Source organism: Neobacillus piezotolerans (genome assembly GCF_003362805.1).
Lineage (GTDB): Bacteria > Bacillota > Bacilli > Bacillales > Cytobacillaceae > Bacillus_D > Bacillus_D piezotolerans.
Window position 1 is genome coordinate 443,738 of sequence record NZ_QNQT01000002.1, and the last position, 17,999, is coordinate 461,736.

The 17,999-nt window shown below is 46.7% G+C and carries 18 protein-coding genes; 14 read left to right on the forward strand and 4 right to left on the reverse strand.

Annotation, left to right across the window (positions count from 1 at the left end):
- Positions 1 to 324 (reverse strand): hypothetical protein, encoded by a 324-nt coding sequence (locus DRW41_RS07125; RefSeq protein ID WP_115451279.1) that lies wholly within the window; start codon positions 322 to 324, stop codon positions 1 to 3.
- 73 nt (positions 325 to 397) lie between these two features.
- On the opposite strand from DRW41_RS07125, the gene DRW41_RS07130 reads away from it, so the two are divergent.
- The 7 genes from DRW41_RS07130 (at position 398) to DRW41_RS07165 (ending at position 7,241) form a co-directional block, all read left to right on the forward strand.
- Entirely contained in the window at positions 398 to 580 is a 183-nt protein-coding gene (locus DRW41_RS07130; protein ID WP_142752190.1) for a hypothetical protein, read from the forward strand.
- 146 nt (positions 581 to 726) lie between these two features.
- On the forward strand, positions 727 to 1,593 hold the full coding sequence (locus DRW41_RS07135; protein ID WP_245959370.1) for a YitT family protein: 867 nt from the start codon (positions 727 to 729) through the stop codon (positions 1,591 to 1,593).
- Between the two features lie 51 nt (positions 1,594 to 1,644).
- Positions 1,645 to 1,956 carry a cytochrome c551 gene (gene cccB, locus DRW41_RS07140; RefSeq protein WP_115451282.1) on the forward strand — a complete coding sequence of 104 codons (312 nt, stop codon included), beginning with the start codon at positions 1,645 to 1,647 and terminating at the stop codon, positions 1,954 to 1,956.
- Between the two features lie 483 nt (positions 1,957 to 2,439).
- Positions 2,440 to 3,126: a cell division ATP-binding protein FtsE gene (gene ftsE, locus DRW41_RS07150; RefSeq protein WP_115451284.1), complete on the forward strand. Its 687-nt coding sequence runs from the start codon at positions 2,440 to 2,442 to the stop codon at positions 3,124 to 3,126.
- Positions 3,116 to 4,000 carry a permease-like cell division protein FtsX gene (ftsX, locus tag DRW41_RS07155; protein ID WP_115451285.1) on the forward strand — a complete coding sequence of 295 codons (885 nt, stop codon included), beginning with the start codon at positions 3,116 to 3,118 and terminating at the stop codon, positions 3,998 to 4,000. The genes ftsE and ftsX overlap by 11 nt, the downstream gene beginning before the upstream one ends.
- Before the next feature lie 95 nt (positions 4,001 to 4,095).
- On the forward strand, positions 4,096 to 5,412 hold the full coding sequence (locus DRW41_RS07160) for a murein hydrolase activator EnvC family protein (protein WP_115451286.1): 1,317 nt from the start codon (positions 4,096 to 4,098) through the stop codon (positions 5,410 to 5,412).
- Positions 5,413 to 5,789: 377 nt separating this feature from the next.
- A complete protein-coding gene (locus tag DRW41_RS07165) occupies positions 5,790 to 7,241 on the forward strand; it encodes a S41 family peptidase (RefSeq protein ID WP_115451287.1) in 1,452 nt (483 codons plus the stop codon).
- A 347-nt stretch (positions 7,242 to 7,588) separates the two neighbouring features.
- On the opposite strand, the gene DRW41_RS07170 is transcribed toward DRW41_RS07165, so the two are convergent.
- Positions 7,589 to 7,852 carry an excalibur calcium-binding domain-containing protein gene (locus DRW41_RS07170; RefSeq protein WP_115451288.1) on the reverse strand — a complete coding sequence of 88 codons (264 nt, stop codon included), beginning with the start codon at positions 7,850 to 7,852 and terminating at the stop codon, positions 7,589 to 7,591.
- A gap of 370 nt (positions 7,853 to 8,222) precedes the next feature.
- Between DRW41_RS07170 and treP the strand changes: the two genes are divergently transcribed.
- The 3 genes from treP to treR all read left to right on the forward strand — a co-directional run bounded on the left by treP (position 8,223) and on the right by treR (position 12,485).
- Positions 8,223 to 9,644, forward strand: a complete 1,422-nt coding sequence (gene treP, locus DRW41_RS07175) for a PTS system trehalose-specific EIIBC component (RefSeq protein ID WP_115451289.1) — start codon at positions 8,223 to 8,225, stop codon at positions 9,642 to 9,644.
- A 125-nt stretch (positions 9,645 to 9,769) separates the two neighbouring features.
- Entirely contained in the window at positions 9,770 to 11,446 is a 1,677-nt protein-coding gene (treC, locus tag DRW41_RS07180; RefSeq protein ID WP_115451290.1) for an alpha,alpha-phosphotrehalase, read from the forward strand.
- Between the two features lie 322 nt (positions 11,447 to 11,768).
- On the forward strand, positions 11,769 to 12,485 hold the full coding sequence (gene treR, locus DRW41_RS07185; RefSeq protein WP_115451291.1) for a trehalose operon repressor: 717 nt from the start codon (positions 11,769 to 11,771) through the stop codon (positions 12,483 to 12,485).
- A 126-nt stretch (positions 12,486 to 12,611) separates the two neighbouring features.
- On the opposite strand, the gene DRW41_RS07190 is transcribed toward treR, so the two are convergent.
- Positions 12,612 to 13,613, reverse strand: coding sequence for an anti-sigma factor (locus DRW41_RS07190; protein ID WP_115451292.1), 1,002 nt, complete (start codon positions 13,611 to 13,613; stop codon positions 12,612 to 12,614).
- Positions 13,606 to 14,124, reverse strand: a complete 519-nt coding sequence (locus DRW41_RS07195; protein WP_115451293.1) for a sigma-70 family RNA polymerase sigma factor — start codon at positions 14,122 to 14,124, stop codon at positions 13,606 to 13,608. The genes DRW41_RS07190 and DRW41_RS07195 overlap by 8 nt, the downstream gene beginning before the upstream one ends.
- Positions 14,125 to 14,318: 194 nt before the next feature.
- On the opposite strand from DRW41_RS07195, the gene DRW41_RS07200 reads away from it, so the two are divergent.
- The 4 genes from DRW41_RS07200 (at position 14,319) to DRW41_RS07210 (ending at position 17,940) form a co-directional block, all read left to right on the forward strand.
- Positions 14,319 to 15,521, forward strand: a complete 1,203-nt coding sequence (locus DRW41_RS07200) for a PDZ domain-containing protein (protein WP_342771981.1) — start codon at positions 14,319 to 14,321, stop codon at positions 15,519 to 15,521.
- Between the two features lie 270 nt (positions 15,522 to 15,791).
- Complete coding sequence (locus tag DRW41_RS07205; RefSeq protein WP_115451295.1) at positions 15,792 to 16,706, forward strand: VOC family protein; 915 nt, start codon at positions 15,792 to 15,794, stop codon at positions 16,704 to 16,706.
- 244 nt (positions 16,707 to 16,950) lie between these two features.
- Complete coding sequence (locus DRW41_RS23570; protein ID WP_281272287.1) at positions 16,951 to 17,079, forward strand: hypothetical protein; 129 nt, start codon at positions 16,951 to 16,953, stop codon at positions 17,077 to 17,079.
- Positions 17,080 to 17,112: 33 nt separating this feature from the next.
- Entirely contained in the window at positions 17,113 to 17,940 is an 828-nt protein-coding gene (locus DRW41_RS07210) for a polysaccharide deacetylase family protein (protein ID WP_181884452.1), read from the forward strand.
- Positions 17,941 to 17,999 lie beyond the last annotated feature (59 nt).

Here is a 17,999-nt window from a genome sequence, read left to right on the forward strand (position 1 = left end):
TTAATCCCTGACAAGTTCGTCGGCAACGACCGAGAAGATCTTTCCATGCTCGTCCAGCCTGGTGTGGATTTGCTTGAAATGGCTCCTAAATTCTGTTGCTTGGTTGTTGATTGTTTCAGTGAATGTTTCGATACGGCCACGGACTCCATCCAACCTTCCGTCAATCCCATCGAACCGTTTGTCCATGCCGTCAAGGCGCAGGTCGATTTCGTCGAAGCGTTTGTCCATGCCATCAAGGCGCAGATCGATACCATCCAGGCGTTTACCCATCTGATCAAATTGAATATCGATTTTCCCCATAAGTTCTCTTAATAGTGCCTCCATAGTTTCACCTCCTTTTTGCCAGTATACCACGGAATTTTTAGCGAAAAAGCCTGGAGGAATTGTGGAAACTCTAATGAATTATCAACAAAAACCAGTGGATAACCGCTTTATCCACAAGGGATTTTGGAAGCATGTTAAAGTTATTCACAAAAGCGGGAAACCTTTTGCAGGTTATGCGGGTTATCAACAGGCCAAAATTGATAAAAGCCCAAACATATCCACAGTTTTTATGAAAAATAAATCTATATTCTTGTAAATTTTTTTGCATGTATTTGCGCGGCATGCCGGCTGAATGCTATACTCTTGCATTGGTACGGGTATAGTTTGCATAAGTGAAAGCTGAATTTATCCTCCCCGATGGGAGTAGAAAAATAAATGGATTATTATGAAGGAGTGCACCCCTTGAGAAAACGCAGAAAGGCTTTGTTTGTTGAGTCACGCGCTGAAAAAGTGCTTGAATATATTTATATCCTGATTGGGTCCGCCGTCGTGGCGCTTTCGTTCAATCTTTTCCTGTTGCCGAACAGGATTGCCTCCGGCGGAGTAAGCGGGATTTCAACGATACTGGATGCGGTCGTAGGCTGGGAGCCGGCTTTTGTGCAATGGTCCTTGAATATCCCCTTATTCATAGCGGGCGTCATTTTGCTGGGCAGGAATTTTGGGGTTAAAACGCTTGTCGGAACGGTTTTTCTTCCGCTAGTCGTCCTTGCCTCCGCGCATCTTGAGCCGTGGACGAATGACCCGCTGCTAGGCGCGCTGTTTGGCGGTGTGGGAGTTGGGCTTGGCCTAGGGATTGTTTTTCGCGGGAAAGCATCAACCGGCGGAACCGACCTGGCGGCACAAATCATTAATAAATACTCGGGGATGACGCTTGGCCGCTGCGTGGCTTTGATTGACGGCCTGATTGTTCTTTCGGCCGCGATTGTATTTGACATTGAACGGGGGCTGTATGCGTTAATTGGCCTTTATGTGACCAGCAAGACAATCGATCTAGTCCAGGTCGGTTTCGGACGCTCCAAAATGGCCATGATCATTACCAATAAACAAAACGAGGTCCGTGAAGGAATCCTGAATAAAATTGACCGTGGTGTCACAAGATTATCAGCATACGGCGGTTTTACGGATTCCGAGAAGCCTGTCCTTATGTGCGTGGTCGACCAGACAGAGTTCACAAAGTTGAAACAATTGGTCAAAACCATTGACCCGACTGCGTTTGTCATCGTTATGGATGCGGCAGAAGTCCTTGGGGAGGGTTTCAAACGGGAATAGTATTGGTATAATTATGTAGGGTTTAATAACTTTGCTAAAGGGGTTATATGAATGAAGAAAAAATTACTTGCTTTGCTCATGGGCGCATCAATGGTACTCGCCGCATGCGGAGGCGGTGGCGGCGATAAAGATTCTGCTTCTGCTGGCGATCCGGAAAAGATGTATAACCAAAAATGTTCAGGATGCCATGGCGGTGACCTGAAAGGCGGAGCAGGCCCAGACTTGACAAAAGTTGGCAGCAAATACTCCAAAGATGAAATCGAGAAGATCATTGTAGACGGAAAAGGCGGCGGCATGCCGGCAGGCCTTTATAAAGGCGAAGAAGCATCAAAGGTTGCCGAGTGGCTTTCCGAGAAAAAATAATTTAGAAGAGCGTCCTGTCCAGCGGCAGGACGTTTTTTTGTATAGGAAAATAACGTTTAAGGCAGGCGCTGTCTTTTTTTGAAATAACCGAAAGTTCCGATAAATAATCAAATTCAATGGGCAAAATATTTTTTGAAATAAATTTGAAATAAAGTTGCGAAATTGCAATGATATTTAAGGAAAACAATTTCCCTGCCTATTCCACCTTGCTGGTACGCCAACCATTAATATCCAAAGGTTTTTTACTATTTTCAAAGAACAAAAATAATGATATATTCGCCAGTATAGGATAAATTTGGCATTATTCGACTTTTTTGAAAAGAAACTGTAATAAAGAACCCCTTTTTTTACGTGCTTTGAATGATATAATGGGTTTGTGTTGTTAAACACATTGTTTTTTTGTCAAAAATGCGAGAATAGTGTCCAACTAGACTAGTCAGCGTGTAGGTCGTTGTCGACAAAACAAATTAGGTGATTGTTTAAATGATAGAAATGCAAAATGTTTATAAAAAGTATCCGAATGGCGTAACGGCTGTAAGCGGCATCGATGTTCGAATCAACCAGGGAGAGTTTGTTTACGTGGTTGGGCCGAGTGGGGCCGGCAAGTCGACGTTCATTAAAATGATGTATCGGGAAGAAGTGCCCACATCCGGTACAATCCTTATAAATGGCGTAAATATTGCGAAGCTGAAATTGAAGAGGGTGCCGATTTTCCGGCGGAACCTTGGCGTGGTCTTTCAGGATTTCAAGCTGCTTCCGATGAAGACCGTCTATGAAAACGTCGCTTTCGCGCTTGAGGTAATCGAAGAACATCCGAAGTACATCAAGAAAAGGGTTATGGAGGTTCTTGATCTCGTTAACCTTAAACATAAGGCCAGGATGCTCCCGACCGAATTGTCAGGCGGGGAACAGCAGCGTGTGTCGATCGCGCGTTCAATTGTCAACTCCCCAAAGGTTGTTATCGCGGATGAGCCGACCGGGAACCTTGACCCGGATACTTCATGGGAGATCATGAAAATATTCGAGGAAATCAACACGCGCGGCACCACGATCGTCATGGCGACTCATAACCGGGAAATCGTCAATACAATCCGGCACCGCGTCATCGCGATAGAAGAAGGCAGAATTGTCCGTGACGAGCAGAGGGGGGACTACGGCTATGAAGCTTAGAACCCTGGGACGCCATGCACGGGAAAGCTTGAAAAGCATTGGTAGGAACGGGTGGATGACGTTCGCGTCGGTCGGCGCGGTTACCGTCACGCTCATCCTTGTCGGTGTCTTTTTCGTTATTATGATGAATCTCAACAAGGTGGCTGAAACCATCGAAGAGGACGTGGAAATCCGCGTACACATCGATACCACTGCCAATAAGGACCAGCAGCAGGAACTTAGGAAAAAGATTGCCGCCCTTCCGGAAGTCAGGAGCATTAACTTCTCGTCGAAAGAAGAGGAGCTGCAGATTTTGATAAAAAATCTCGGTGAATCCTATAAACTTTTTGAACAGGACAATCCTTTGAACGATGTATTTATCGTAAAAACGAAAAATCCCGAAGATACTATGAAGGCTGCCGACAAAATCAAGAAGATGGACTTTGCCTATAAAGTCCAATACGGGCAGGAGAGTGTCGAGAAGCTGTTCAAATTCATTGCCGCGAGCCGGAATGTCGGGCTCGCACTGATTGCCGGGCTATTCTTCACGGCTGTGTTCCTTATCTCGAACACAATCAAAATCACTATCATTGCGAGAAGAAGAGAAATCCAGATTATGAGATTGGTAGGCGCGACAAACGCCTTCATCCGCTGGCCGTTCTTCCTTGAAGGCCTGTGGCTGGGGATTCTCGGGTCGGTCGTTCCGGTCGTCCTGATTTCAATCGCGTACTATCAGGCATACAGTTATCTCGATCCGTTGCTTGAGGGCCATTTTATACAAATTCTTCCGTTCGACCCATTCATGTACCAGGTATCCGGGCTGCTTATCCTTATGGGAGCATTTATTGGAATTTGGGGAAGCATGATGTCAGTCAGGAAGTTCCTTAGGGTTTAAGTGAATTTTTTAGTCAGGCTTACATGAACAGAGAGTTCCAAAAATAGAGACGATTTACCTGTACATGGGTTGCAGTGGAAAGGAGAAATCGGGAATTGAGAAGATCAGCCATTGCGCTTGCCGCGTCGGTCGTGGTAGGCATAGGGAGTTTATTTGGGGGTTCGGCTTTACACACAGAAGCTTCCAAACTATCGAATTTGCAAAATCAAAAAACAGAGATCCAGAAAAACCGTTCTGAAGTGGACGCCAACATAAATGAGGCGGACCAGAAAATTAAAAAGCTGCAGGATGAGCAGCAAAAGGTAAATGCGGAAATCAAGAGGCTCGATCTCGCAATCGGCGAGACAAACAAGAAAATCCGTGACAAGACACAGGATATTCAAGAAACACAAATGGAAATCAAAAAGCTCCAGGGAGAAATCAAAGTCCTCGAAGAGCGGATTGCGAAGCGGAATGAACTTCTTAAGGACCGCGCCCGTAATTTCCAGGTAAATGGCGGCATGGTCAGCTATATGGATGTTTTAATGGGTGCGACAAGCTTCAGTGATTTTGTTGACCGGGCAACCGCGGTGGCGACAATCATGGAGGCGGACAAGGACATCCTTGAACAGCACAAGGCTGATATGGAAGAACTTGAGCAAAAGAAGCAAAAGGTTGAGAGCGACCTCGCCAAGCTTAAGCAAATGCTTGCCGACCTTGAAGCGATGAACAAACAGCTCAATTCACAGCGCGCCCAAAAGGACAAGCTGATGAAGGAGCTTGTGAAGCAAGAAGAAGAGCATGACCATAAGATGGAGCTGCAGGAGAAGAATGAAATCCTGAAATCGCAGGAATCCGCGATGGCAAAGGCAATCCAGCTTGAAAAAGATCGGATTGCCAAGGAAGCCGAACGCGCGCGCCGTGAAGCGGAAGCCAGGGCAGCCGCCGCGCGCGCTGCTGCGGCAAAAAAGAATAATGGCGGCGGATCCCATGGATCCTCTGAACCGGTTGAGGCTCCTCCTGTCACTTCAGGCAATTTCATGAAGCCGACGACAGGCGCGAATACTTCCGGCTTTGGCGCCCGCTGGGGAACTTTCCATTATGGAGTTGACTGGGCAAACAGGTCCGGGAATGTTCCTGTTGTCGCCGCGGCAAGCGGAGTTGTCATCAAGTCCTATTATTCTAGCAGCTATGGCAACGTGGTTTTCATTGCCCATTATATCGACGGGCAAACGTATACAACCGTTTACGCACACTTGGATATGCGCGGGGTCGAGGATGGAGCGGTAGTTTCCAAGGGGCAATTTATCGGCTATATGGGCAATACCGGCCATTCGACAGGAAAACACTTGCACTTTGAGCTTCATAGAGGCGACTGGAACGACAGCAAATCAAACGCGGTCAATCCGTTCGCGTATGGCGTGCCGCGTTAAGCGCGCAATACCAATTCCAATATGCATCAGTAAAGAGCGGAGGAAGCATAGCTTCCCCGCTCTTTTTGCACCCGGCCTGTGTAAATCATGGTGCCGAACGCCGGGGCCTACATTCTAATTATTTCCTTTTTATGCATCCGGGAAACTGGTACTTTTTACTTGTTTTTTTCTTGTTTTTTGCCATTTTCCGACAGGAGAGCCGCCGAAAAGGCGTGTGCTCGGACTCCATGTAGGGCGGAGCCTTATGGCATGGGCCCATTTTCTCCAAAGCAGCTTTATTCATAACTCGTCCATTCTGGCATATATGTATAGTAACGGGCATCGCAAGTAGGGCGGTGCTTTTTACAAAAATGGCGTGATATGTTGGGAGTGGGGGCATGAGGCGGAAGTGGTTGGCGCTTATGGTGGCGGGGTCGCTCGCAGCCGGGTCAGGCGGGACATTTGCTGGAATGAAGTGGGCGGAGTCCCGGGCCGAGGGGTTTGCGGTTGATGCGGCGGCGGTTCCGAAGAAGGGGAAGGATAAGCCGACGGATACAGCGCTCCTTGATAAAGTGGAGCAGGCGTACGAATTGATTGTCAGCCAGTATGTGGAGAAGGTGGAGCGCGAGGAGCTTGTTGAGGGTGCGATCCAGGGGATGCTGGCTTCGCTTGATGATCCTTATTCTGTTTATATGGACAAGGAGACGGCGCGGCAATTCAATGAATCGCTGGAATCAACATTTGAGGGGATTGGCGCCGAGGTTGGGATGGAGGACGGCAAAATCGTGATTGTGTCGCCGTTTAAAAATTCCCCTGCGGAAAAAGCCGGCTTGAAGCCGCATGACCGAATCCTGAAGGTGAATGGGAAAAGTGTCGAGGGGCTTGATTTGATTCAGGTTACAGTCAAAATCCGGGGCAAGAAGGGGACGATTGTCCGCCTTGAGGTCGAACGGAAGAATGTGAAGGAGCCGATTACGGTTGAAGTGAAACGGGACCAGATTCCAATCGAGACGGTTTTTTCAAAGGTGAAGAATGTGAATGGGAAGCTGATCGGGGTAATCGAGATTACTTCATTTGCCGAGGAAACAGCGACCGATTTTAAAAAGCAGCTGAAGGCGCTTGAGGACAATGATATCACCGGGCTTGCGATTGATGTACGGGGCAATCCGGGCGGGCTGCTATTAAGTGTGGAAGAAATCCTCCGCGAATTTGTTGACGGCGATAAGCCGTTTGTCCAGATTGAGAAACGGAATGGCAAGCGAGATAAGTATTTTTCAACTTTGAAGAAGGGGAAGCCGTATCCTGTTGCAGTGCTTGTTGACAAAGGGAGCGCTTCCGCTTCGGAAATTCTCGCCGGGGCGCTTGCCGAGGCGAAAGGGTATCCGCTTGTCGGGGAGAAGACGTTTGGCAAAGGGACGGTTCAGCAGGCGATGCCGATGGGGGATGGCAGCAATATTAAGCTGACGCTTTTCAAATGGCTTACGCCTGACGGGAATTGGATTCACCGGAAGGGCATCATGCCGGATGTGGAGGTTATACAGCCTGGTATTTTTGGGACGCACCCAGTACAGGTGGACGGCGCGCTTGAAGCGGATATGAACAATGAGCAAGTGAAGAACGCCCAGGTTATTTTGGAGGGGCTTGGCTACAGCCCGGGGCGGACGGATGGGTATTTCAGTACGGGGACTGTCCGGTCGGTGAAGGCGTTCCAGCAGCATTCAGGTTTGCAGCCAACCGGCAAAATTGACGGGAAGACAGCCGCTGCACTTGATGAAGCAAGGTTGACGGAAACGAAGAAAGACAAAAATGACCTGCAGCTAAGGACAGCGCTCCGGCTGTTGGCGAAATAGCGTCGGCTTGTAGTGAGCCGAACATGTTTGGCATTGGGTGGGGAGAAAGAATCCCCGCCTTCTTTTTTTTGCGAACAGTGCCTGTCACTCCCCGAATTTTCTTGTTTCACAAGTAGTGTTTCACGGAATTTGAACTGCTGGCTTGGAGGGGTAAATCAGTTTTTGAGTGAGGGTTCGTAAGCCGGGCAGGTGTTTATGTACAGAGTTAGTGGGTTTATGAACAGACTCGGATGGCGAGGCGACTTCTAAAACGACTTCGACGTACTTGTACCGTTTGGAACTCTATCGAACTGCTTAGGGACGTTCAATATTTAAATAAAAAAAGAGCCCTAGGTGGGACTCCGGGATTATCTTTCACAGGCAATGCCGTCTTTGTCTCGGTCTTTTGATTTGTTTGCTTCATAGAGGTCTTTAGAGACAAATGGCTTGTACCGCGTTTTTCCCCCTATGTTTTTCACCTTGGAGTCTTTCGCCACGCCCCCCTTGTAATCTTTATTTAATTCGGTGCAATTGGCGTATTTTTTTGCAGCGCCTTCTGCTATAGTCGCAGATCCATAGGCAAGTCCGAAAAACAAAGCGGACGAAAGGATTATTTTTAAACTCTTTGCCAATTTACTAGCCCCTTAAGCTTCATTACCATTTATTTTACAACGCGCTTATAGTGTAAACAACCACAAATTGTAAAGGGAGGAAGGGAAAGTCTGTTTAGCCATCTGATTATTGCCTTCGTTCGAAGATTGCGGGAATCTCCATAGTTGACCAACTTGTATATACAGGATATACTAAATATTAAATCTTGTATATACAAGTTAAATCTTTTTAAACAATTATGAATCCGTTTACTTAAAAATACCGAAACCTATAAAGTGACTTCCCGCCGTTCGGTTTGATTTTTTCGAAATCGCACCAAAGGGGAATCCTAGGGTTCATAATCGATAAAAAGAAAACGCTCACATTCGAATGTTTTAGGAGGGAAAGAGGATGGATCTAAAAAAGTCTGCTTCCGAAATTATTGATGCGGTCGGGGGCAAGGAAAATATTGGCGCCGCGACTCACTGTGTGACACGCCTTCGTTTTGCGCTTAAGGACGAGGGGAAGGTTAATAAAGAAGAACTTGAAAAAATCGATCTTGTGAAAGGTTCATTTTCGGCAAATGGGCAGTACCAAGTTGTAATCGGCCAGGGGACTGTCGACAAGGTTTACAATGAACTCGCCGCTCAGGCGGGAATTGAGCATGCGAGCAAGCAGGATATAAAAGACGCCGCGGCGCAGAAACTGAATCCGCTCCAGCGTGCGATCAAGACGCTGGCTGATATATTTATCCCAATATTGCCAGCAATTGTGACTGCTGGTCTTTTGATGGGGATTAACAACGTCCTGACAGGGCCGGGGATTTTTTACCCTGACCAGTCATTAGTTGATGTTCATCCGCAATTTGGTGATTTTGCTTCGATTATCAACTTGATTGCCAATACGGCGTTCGTATTCCTGCCGGGATTGATTGGCTGGGCCGCGGTAACCCGATTCGGCGGAAGTCCGCTTCTTGGTATCGTGCTAGGCCTGATGCTTGTCCACCCGGATCTTTTGAACGCGTGGGGATGGGGAGCTGCGAAGGCTGAAGGTGATATTCCTACCTGGAACCTGTTTGGGCTTGAAATCCAAAAGGTTGGCTACCAGGGACAGGTTTTGCCGGTGCTTGTGGCATCGTATGTTTTGGCGAGAATTGAACGCTTCCTGCGCAGCAAGATTGCCGATGCGTTCCAGCTGCTGCTTGTGGCACCGATTGCGCTATTAATTACCGGTTTCCTTTCATTTATCATTATCGGACCGATCACCTTTACAATCGGCCAGTGGATTACAAATCTATTTACGGGCATTTTTGATACAGTTCCGGCGATTGGCGGACTTATTTATGGCGCCCTGTACGCGCCGCTAGTTGTAACCGGTATGCACCATACGTTCCTGCCGGTCGACCTGCAGCTGATTTCTAGTACAGGCGGAACATTCCTGTGGCCTATCCTGGTTATGTCCAACGTAGCCCAGGGATCCGCAGCACTTGCGATGATGTTCCTGCTGAAGGATGAGAAGCTGAAAGGCTTGTCCATAACGTCCGCGGTCTCCGCATATTTGGGAATTACCGAGCCTGCTATGTTTGGGGTGAACCTCCGCTTCCGTTTCGCCTTCATCTCCGCGATGATCGGCTCCGCGCTGGCCGGAATGTTCATTACGATTAACAAGGTTATCGCGCCATCGATTGGCGTTGGCGGTCTGCCTGGATTTTTATCAATCGTTCCGCAAAAATGGGCGCCATTCTTTATCGGTATGGCCATTTCCATCGCCGTACCGCTCGCCCTTACCTACCTGTGGGGCAAAACGAAAGCTCGTAAAGGGGAGCTTGCTTAATTACAGGTTAAGAGATTGGGCCAGGAACCCAGGATGGATCATAGTGTCCCGCCGAGTTCCTGGCTTTAAAACTGGACATAAACCAAAAACGTACCAGGCACCATTATCAAAATGAGGTGATCAGCATGAAGGAACCGTGGTGGAGAAGGTCGGTTGTTTATCAGATTTATCCGAAGAGTTTTAAGGATACAACAGGGAACGGCGTTGGAGATTTGCGGGGTATTATTGAAAAGCTGGATTATTTAAAGGAGCTTGGCGTGGATGTCGTTTGGCTGACGCCGATTTATAAGTCTCCGCAGCGGGATAATGGGTACGATATTAGCGATTATTTTTCAATCCATGAGGAATACGGAACGATGGAGGATTTCGAAAGTTTGCTTGATGAGGCGCACAAACGCGGCATTAGGCTTATTATGGATCTCGTGGTCAACCACACATCCACAGAGCATCCGTGGTTCCAGGAATCACGCAAATCGAAGGACAACCCATACCGCGACTTTTATATCTGGAAGGACGGAGCCGATGGCGCCCCTCCGACAAACTGGGAATCAAAATTCGGCGGCGGCGCCTGGGAATATGACGAGCAAACCGGGCAGTATTACCTGCACTTGTTTGACGTCACACAGGCGGACCTGAATTGGGAGAATGAAAAAGTCCGCCGGGAAGTCTATGAAATGATGAAATTCTGGTTTGAAAAAGGGGTCGACGGTTTCAGGCTCGATGTAATAAATCTGATTTCAAAAGACCAAAGCTTTCCAAATGATGATGAAGGCGATGGACGCCGCTTCTATACAGACGGCCCGCGCGTCCATGAGTTCATGAAAGAGATGAACCGCGAGGCATTTTCCAAATACGACAGCATGACCGTTGGTGAAATGTCTTCGACGACCATTGGAAATTGCATCAAGTACAGCAACCCGGAAAGAAAGGAGCTAAGCATGACTTTCAATTTCCACCATTTGAAGGTTGATTACGAGGGCGGCGACAAGTGGACGCTTGCCGATTTTGACTTCCTTGCATTAAAACGAATCTTGTCCACTTGGCAGGAGGAAATGAACCGGGGAGGCGGCTGGAATGCACTTTTCTGGTGCAACCACGACCAGCCGAGAGTTGTCTCGCGATATGGCAATGACGGTAAATATCGGGTCGAGTCGGCTAAAATGCTTGCAACAACCATCCATATGATGCAGGGCACGCCGTACATCTATCAGGGTGAAGAAATTGGGATGACAAATCCGGGCTTTGAGTCGATCGAGAACTACCGTGACGTGGAATCACTCAATATTTTCAGGCTGAAAAAAGCTTCCGGCATGGACGAAAAGGAAATACTCGAGATTCTGAAAAGCAAGTCGCGTGACAACTCAAGGACTCCTGTCCAATGGGACGCATCCGCTAACGCAGGTTTCACGACAGGAACCCCGTGGATCGGCGTTGCCGGAAATTACCCGGACATTAATGTTGAAAAGGCAGTTGCCGACAGGGATTCGGTTTTCTATTATTACAAAAAGCTAATCGGCTTGCGGAAAGAATACGATATTATAACGTTCGGGGACTACAAGCTCCTCCTTGCCGATGACCCGAGGATATTCGCGTACACCCGCTCCTGGAACGGAGAAACCCTGCTCGTTGTAAACAATTTTTATGGTGAAGACGCGCAGTTTGAGCTACCGGATGACGTCCGTATTGATGGTGACGGCGGAAAAGCCAGCGTGCTCATATCGAATTACAAAGACCAACCCGGAGACTATCTTAGTTTCACCCTCCGTCCGTATGAATCGGTTGTATTCCATTTGAAAAAGTGAAGCTGAGAAATGCGAACAGTGCCTGTCACTCCCCGAATAATCTTGTTTCACAAACAGTGTTTCACGGAGAAACGGGATCGGGAATACGAACAGTGCCTGTCACTCCCCGAATAATCTTGTTTCACAAGCAGTGTTTCACGGAGAAATGGGTTTTCAGAAATACGAACAGTGCCTGTCACTCCCCGAAAAATCTTGTTTCACAAAGTAGTGTTCCACAGAAAAAACGGATTGGTCTGTTTCTTCATTACAGGAAGCAGCAATGGTACAATGAACGGGAGGCAGTTTCAAGCTGCCTCCTAATTTTATAAACCGGGTGAGAGCCATGGTAACGAATAAATACGATAGCATTTACCAGGATATTGCCGCGCAAATCGAGAGCGGGAAGCTGAAAAAGCATACAAAGCTGCCATCGGAGAACGAATTGTCGGAGGCATATGGGACGAGCAGGGAAACAATTCGTAAGGCGCTGAATCTCCTTTCGCAGCATGGCTATATCCAAAAAATAAAGGCAAAAGGGTCGATTGTGCTCGACATTGGCCGCTTCGACTTTCCGGTTTCCGGACTGACAAGCTTCAAAGAGGTCGCGGAGAAGGTTGGGCAGCAATTCCATACGACAGTCCATGAACTATATGTAATGAAGCCGGATAGTTTTTTACAAAACGAATTGAAAATCTCCGCCAAGGAGGAAGTCTGGAAGGTTGCGCGGACTCGTGAAAAGGACGGGGAGCGGATTATACTCGACAAGTCGTTTTTCGTGAAAAAATACGTACCGGGGCTTACCAAGGAAATTTGCGAGGACAGCATCTATGCGTATCTCGAAGGCGATTTGAATTTAAACATTTCGTTTGCCCGGAAGGAAATCACCGTCGAGGAATGCACGGATGAAGACCGCACCTACCTTGATCTGAATGGATACAACCATATCGTTGTCGTACGGAACAATGTTTTCCTCGACAATGCGTCCCTGATTGAGTATACCGAGTCAAGACATCGCCTCGACAAGTTCCGATTCGTCGATTTTGCGAGGAGGAGCAGGTAAACCGTTCACAGCGACAACCGGCACTGAATGTGAACCGATAAGATTTCCATTCGCAACAAATGAAAAAGGCTGGCAAGTAGTCACTCACTTGGCAGCCTTTTTTTGTAAGGAATATTCCAGCCGAGGTTATTCCCCGGTCCAATTCCAATAAGCAAATTCGCCAACCTCCGCCGACTGAATCGTTTTCAGTTCACGAAGCTTCAGAAGTTCCTTAACTGGGCCGGTCACAACAGCGCCGTATACTCTAAATCCATTTTTCTTCAAATAATCTTGCCTTTCCTGAAGGAATCTCAGTCCAAGGACATTTTCTAGGTAAGTTTTGTTTTCAGACTTCAGCAAATGCTCCATATTGGCGAGCATGATTTTTTCATTCTCTTTTATCCCATCAGGATGCAGCCCTAATTCCCTATAGGATGTGTAATCATCCGTTTCCCGGGCGCGGGTCATTCCGAGGCCGTCAACCGTAAAATAGGTCCCACCCGCAACACTATAACTGACGTCTTTTATTTCCTTCACCTCTCCGGCATATAAAGGCATCCAGAGCACATCAACATCATAGTTGGACAAAACCGTCAGCAAATCCTCTGGTTTGTAATAGCGGTCAGTCGAGAATGCAAAATCCGCAACTGTCCCTTCATGCACCTTTTCTAGCGTGGACCATACCGCGGGGTCCACCTTTAAAGTCAGCTTTTTCCCTGTACGAGGATCCTCGGGCAGGAAAAAAGAAAAACCGGATTGAGCGGATGTTTCGGAATAGGCAATGCTTTTTGATGAAAAGGGAGCGATCAGCCTTTTGGTAACATCTACCGAGCCAATCTGCACCTCCTTTTTCCCAATCGTGCGAACGAGGGGCAGCGAAAGCTTTTGGCTTAAAAAAGGTGTGATTTCGGCATGGGAAAAGGGCTCGTTTTTTACAAGGTACCCGTTCTGGGTCCAATTGATGGCCTGCGCTATCGAAAAATAATTCTTGTCGGCCTTTTCCGACTGGTCATATGAAATAAACAGAATGATGGTATAAGCCCAATATAAAAGTCCAATCGCAGCCAAGACCCGTACGATTCTAAGCGTTAGCGTAAACCGGTATTTCCATAATATTTTCTTTTCCTTATCCTTCGTCCATTCAGTCATTCAAAAATTCCTCCTTCGCGCCGAGCTGCTTCAGTTTTTGCCTCGCCCGATGCAATTGCACCTTAACCTGTGCGCTTGTTAAACCAAGGGCTTCCTCCAGCTCGCTGTATGAAAAGCCCTCATACTCCCGCAAATAAATGATCGTCCGGTAATTTTCAGGCAACAAACCGAGCAGGCCTTCCAATTCCCTGGCTGTTTCACCGGCGATTGCCTCTTGCTCCGGCGTCCCAAAAGGGCTGGTCATTTCTTCCCTATCAAAGAACGGCACCCACTTCCAGCGCTGCCGGCGCCGCCATTCATCAATATAAATATTTCGGGCTATCCGGAACAGCCATGGTTTGACATCCTCATGCCTGTAAAATGACAACGAAACCGTTGCCCGTAAAAATGTTTCCTGGACCATGTCCTCTGCAATGGACGGGGAGCCGGAGAGCCGAAGCAGGTAGCCGTACAACCCTTTTGCATATTTTCGGTATAAATCATCGAGTTTTTCAATCCGCGAACTATCCAACGCTTCCCTCCTCCCGCTCCCATACAACGAATGGATCCATTTTTTGTTACACCTAGCTTGAATTTTAGCACGAACGGAAATCTAGCAATATGTTTTACCGGCCTTTTTTGATAGAATGGAAGTAAGCCGATTGGCTGGATAGTGATTATCCTAAAAATAATATTTGTACAAAATTTTACGATATTAACAGGGCGGTGCGGGATTTGATTGAGCAATGGGGTATTGAGGTGCTGAAGGGGATAGGGAGGATGCTGCTGCATCCGGTTTTCTACTATGCGTTTTTCCTTGCGGCTATGCTTGGGGTCAGCCGTGTTAAGCGCGAGCGCAAAAATTTCACTGTCAGGGCGCAGGATGCGTATTTCGAGCTTCGGCAGCTCGTGCCGGCCGGGCTTATCGCCGGGCTTCTGTTGTCACTTATAACGCTGGCGTCTGGCCTTGCTGTGCCGGTTGCGGCCATCATGCTTGCAGCTCTTTTTACGCTCCTTTTCAGCCTGACCGGAAATATGCGGCTTATCGGGCCGGCCTATACGGTCGGTGCGGCGTTTTTCGCGCTCATTTACCTTGGAGGAAAGACATTCAACGTCCCATTCATCCGTGAAGCATTCGAATCGGCATCCGGCCGGATTTACCCATCTCTCGCAGTGCTTATCGCCATCCTGCTCATTGCCGAAGGAATCCTCCTTTTAAAAAGGGGAAGCATTGCAACTTCGCCGAAACTCATCACGAGCAAACGTGGCCAGCGGGTCGGCGTCCATGAAGCGAGAAGGCTATGGCTTGTACCTGTGTTCCTCCTGATTCCGGGCAGCGCCCTCACATTGCCATTCGACTGGTGGCCAGTGTTCAGCATTGGCGAAAATACTTACTCCCTGTTTCTCGTCCCATTCGCAATCGGCATGCACCAGCAAATCCAGGGCATGCTTCCGGCTGAAGCCATTAGGGCCTATGGGAAAAAGGTGACAACGCTCGGGGTTCTTGTCCTGCTCGTTTCGGCGGCAGGCTACTGGTACCCGGTTGCAGCCATCGGCGCGGCGGCCCTTGCCATCCTCGGACGCGAAGCGATAGCATTTTACCAAAAGGTAAAAGAAGATAACCGCCCGTTCTATTTTGCGCGGAAAAATGAAGGGTTGATGATCCTCGGCGTCCTTCCGGGTTCGCCCGCTGATAAAATGGAGCTGAAAGTCGGAGAGCTGATCAGCAAGGCGAATGGCATGCCGGTTAGCAACGAAAATGATTTATACGAAGCGCTTCTGCAAAACCGGGCCCATTGCAAGCTGGAGGTTTTCGATACAAACGGGCAAATCCGCTTCGTCCAGCGCGCCCTCTATGAAAACGATCATCATGAATTGGGCATCCTTTTCGTCCACGATGACAGGAAGTGGGACGAAAAAGCGGTTTAATAAAGGGATATTATAAATACTGTTAGTCCTTTGAGAAATTAAATCTCAAAGGACTTTTTTACGTGGATTTCCAAACCTAAGTGGCTTTCATAGAAGGATTAAGTGACCTTTAATTGAATTCTATTACTATTATGCAGCAGAATGCTTCGATAGGTGAGAATAGCCAATATAGCAATCGGTAAGAAATTATAACAGAGTGATAGTGGTAAAATAATTTGGAATGAAAGTCGTAAGTTTTTGTAGTCGTATCAAAATTAAGGAGGAATTTCTTTGTCAAAAACAAATCAAAAAATTGTTCCGCATTTATGGTATGACAAGGAGGCAAAAGAAGCTGCCGAGTTTTACGCTTCCATATTCCCGGACTCAAAAGTTACGAATGTCAGAACACTCCGCGACACACCATCAGGCGACGCTGATCTAGTTTCTTTTGAGCTTTGGGGACAGAAGTTTATGGCAATCAGTGCAGGGCCATACTTCAAAATCAATCCGTCGGTGTCTTTTTTCGTCAATTTTGATCCATCGCGAGATAACGACGCGAAAGAGAAATTAACAGAGGTTTGGAACAAATTGTCCGAAGGCGGTACAGCGTTAATGCCGCTTGATAAGTATCCGTTCAGTGAGTGGTATGGCTGGATTCAGGATAAGTTTGGTTTGTCCTGGCAGTTGATCCTGACCAATCCGGAAGGGGAAGAGCGGCCCGCAATAATCCCGTCATTTTTGTTTGTCGGCGATAAATGCGGCATGGCGGAAGAAGCAATGAATTTTTATCTGACTGTATTTAAGAACGCAAAGCAGGGCCTTATCGCCCGTTACCCCGCAGGCATGGAACCCGATAAAGAAGGATCAATCATGTTCTCCGAATTCATGATTGAAAACCAGTGGTTTACCGCAATGGATAGCGCGCATGAGCACAAATTCGGTTTTAACGAGGCAGTCTCATTTATTGTCTACTGTGACACACAAGAAGAGATTGATTATTACTGGGAAAAGCTCTCGGCAGTTCCTGAAGCGGAGGAATGCGGCTGGCTGAAGGATAAGTTTGGCATATCCTGGCAGGTTATGCCGAGCAATATGAATGAGATGATGAGCAAGGGAACACCTGAGCAGCTTGCCCGCGTAACGAAGGCATTTCTAAAAATGAAGAAATTTGATCTAAAGAAAATAGATGAAGCATACAAGGGATAATTAGAATACACTCTACGGTAGATTTGAGATTACAGAAGGGCTCAAAGAAAAAAATTATTATGAATAGGAATAACGCTCTCCTAATTGGAGGGCTTTTTTTATTGAAAAATATATTTATTGGTACATTTATTTAGTTCGAAAGTTTAGAACTCTAAGCCAATGTTTGGGATTTTGTTGGAAAAGAACTCGATTAATTTTGTTAATATTTATCTAATAACCCTGCTTTATAATAAGGAGGATTTTAATGCCAGAAAAATGGTTGTTTGATAATAATGAAGGTGTTGGTGGGTTTGAGAAAGGTGCGTATGATCAAGAGGCCAGACATCCTGTGGATATAAATTGGACAAGGCAATCCAGGTTAGTTATAGTGTAGCCTTCCTTAAAAAAAGAAAGAATAAGTGATAGATTGAAAGTGAAAGCGGGGTTACTCCAATACATGATCCGGAAGTTATTATTTTTACTAGTACTCGTAATTGTGACATTGCAATTAACAGCTTGTGGAGCTGAAAAGGGGCATTCCGCCATTGTAAAAGGAAACGGTGATTCGGCAAATCAGCCATACAGTGTTTTAAGTGAAAGCTATGTTATTGAAGATATAAAAAGCGATATAAAAATTAACTATCCGCAAATCAATGGGTTATCCAATGTCTCGACGCAGAATTCAGTTAATAGCATATTGAAAGAAGAAGCCATAAGAATAACTGAAGTATATAAATCGGATGATGACAAAGTTCACCCGGATGTTGAACTGAAGGTTGATTCTGTTATAAAGCGGAAAAGTGAACGATACATTAGCGTTCAATACTTCGGGGCTGTATATGTACAAAATACTCCCCATCCGACCAATCTATTTTATACAACTAATATTGATCTGAAGAATGGAATAAAAGTGAGATTGGCTGATTTAGTTAAGATTGATACAGAGCTAATAGAGAAATTTAGGAATGGAAGGTATATACCTTTTGATGAGGGATTGAACTTGGAAAAAGAAAGGGTCCTCACGGATTTAATAGAACGTTTTACAGACGAGGAGTTAATCAATATGTTCGTTGCTGCCGACAAAATGGATGAGAGCAATTCTTCATTCACTTTCAGTTATTTTACGGAAAATGCCTTGGGAATAAGCATTGGTATACCGCACGCGGTCGGTGACCACCTGGAAATCGAAATTAAATTTGATGATATAAAAAACCTTATAAAAGCTGAACGAGAGATTTGGAAGGATGGTATTTAAAAAAGCCACAAAAAAGATGCTTCGGCCATCATACCCGGAGCATCTTTTTATACGAAACA

Excerpts from the sequence above, each read along its gene's own strand:
- treP (WP_115451289.1), top strand. The coding sequence starts at position 8,223 with ATGGATCTAAAAAAGTCTGCTTCCGAAATTATTGATGCGGTCGGGGGC.
- ftsE (WP_115451284.1), top strand. The coding sequence starts at position 2,440 with ATGATAGAAATGCAAAATGTTTATAAAAAGTATCCGAATGGCGTAACG.
- cccB (WP_115451282.1), top strand. The coding sequence starts at position 1,645 with ATGAAGAAAAAATTACTTGCTTTGCTCATGGGCGCATCAATGGTACTC.
- treR (WP_115451291.1), top strand. The coding sequence starts at position 11,769 with ATGGTAACGAATAAATACGATAGCATTTACCAGGATATTGCCGCGCAA.
- DRW41_RS07165 (WP_115451287.1), top strand. The coding sequence starts at position 5,790 with ATGAGGCGGAAGTGGTTGGCGCTTATGGTGGCGGGGTCGCTCGCAGCC.
- treC (WP_115451290.1), top strand. The coding sequence starts at position 9,770 with ATGAAGGAACCGTGGTGGAGAAGGTCGGTTGTTTATCAGATTTATCCG.
- ftsX (WP_115451285.1), top strand. The coding sequence starts at position 3,116 with ATGAAGCTTAGAACCCTGGGACGCCATGCACGGGAAAGCTTGAAAAGC.
- DRW41_RS07190 (WP_115451292.1), bottom strand. The coding sequence starts at position 13,613 with ATGACTGAATGGACGAAGGATAAGGAAAAGAAAATATTATGGAAATAC.
- DRW41_RS23570 (WP_281272287.1), top strand. The coding sequence starts at position 16,951 with ATGCCAGAAAAATGGTTGTTTGATAATAATGAAGGTGTTGGTGGGTTT.
- DRW41_RS07125 (WP_115451279.1), bottom strand. The coding sequence starts at position 324 with ATGGAGGCACTATTAAGAGAACTTATGGGGAAAATCGATATTCAATTT.
- DRW41_RS07130 (WP_142752190.1), top strand. The coding sequence starts at position 398 with ATGAATTATCAACAAAAACCAGTGGATAACCGCTTTATCCACAAGGGA.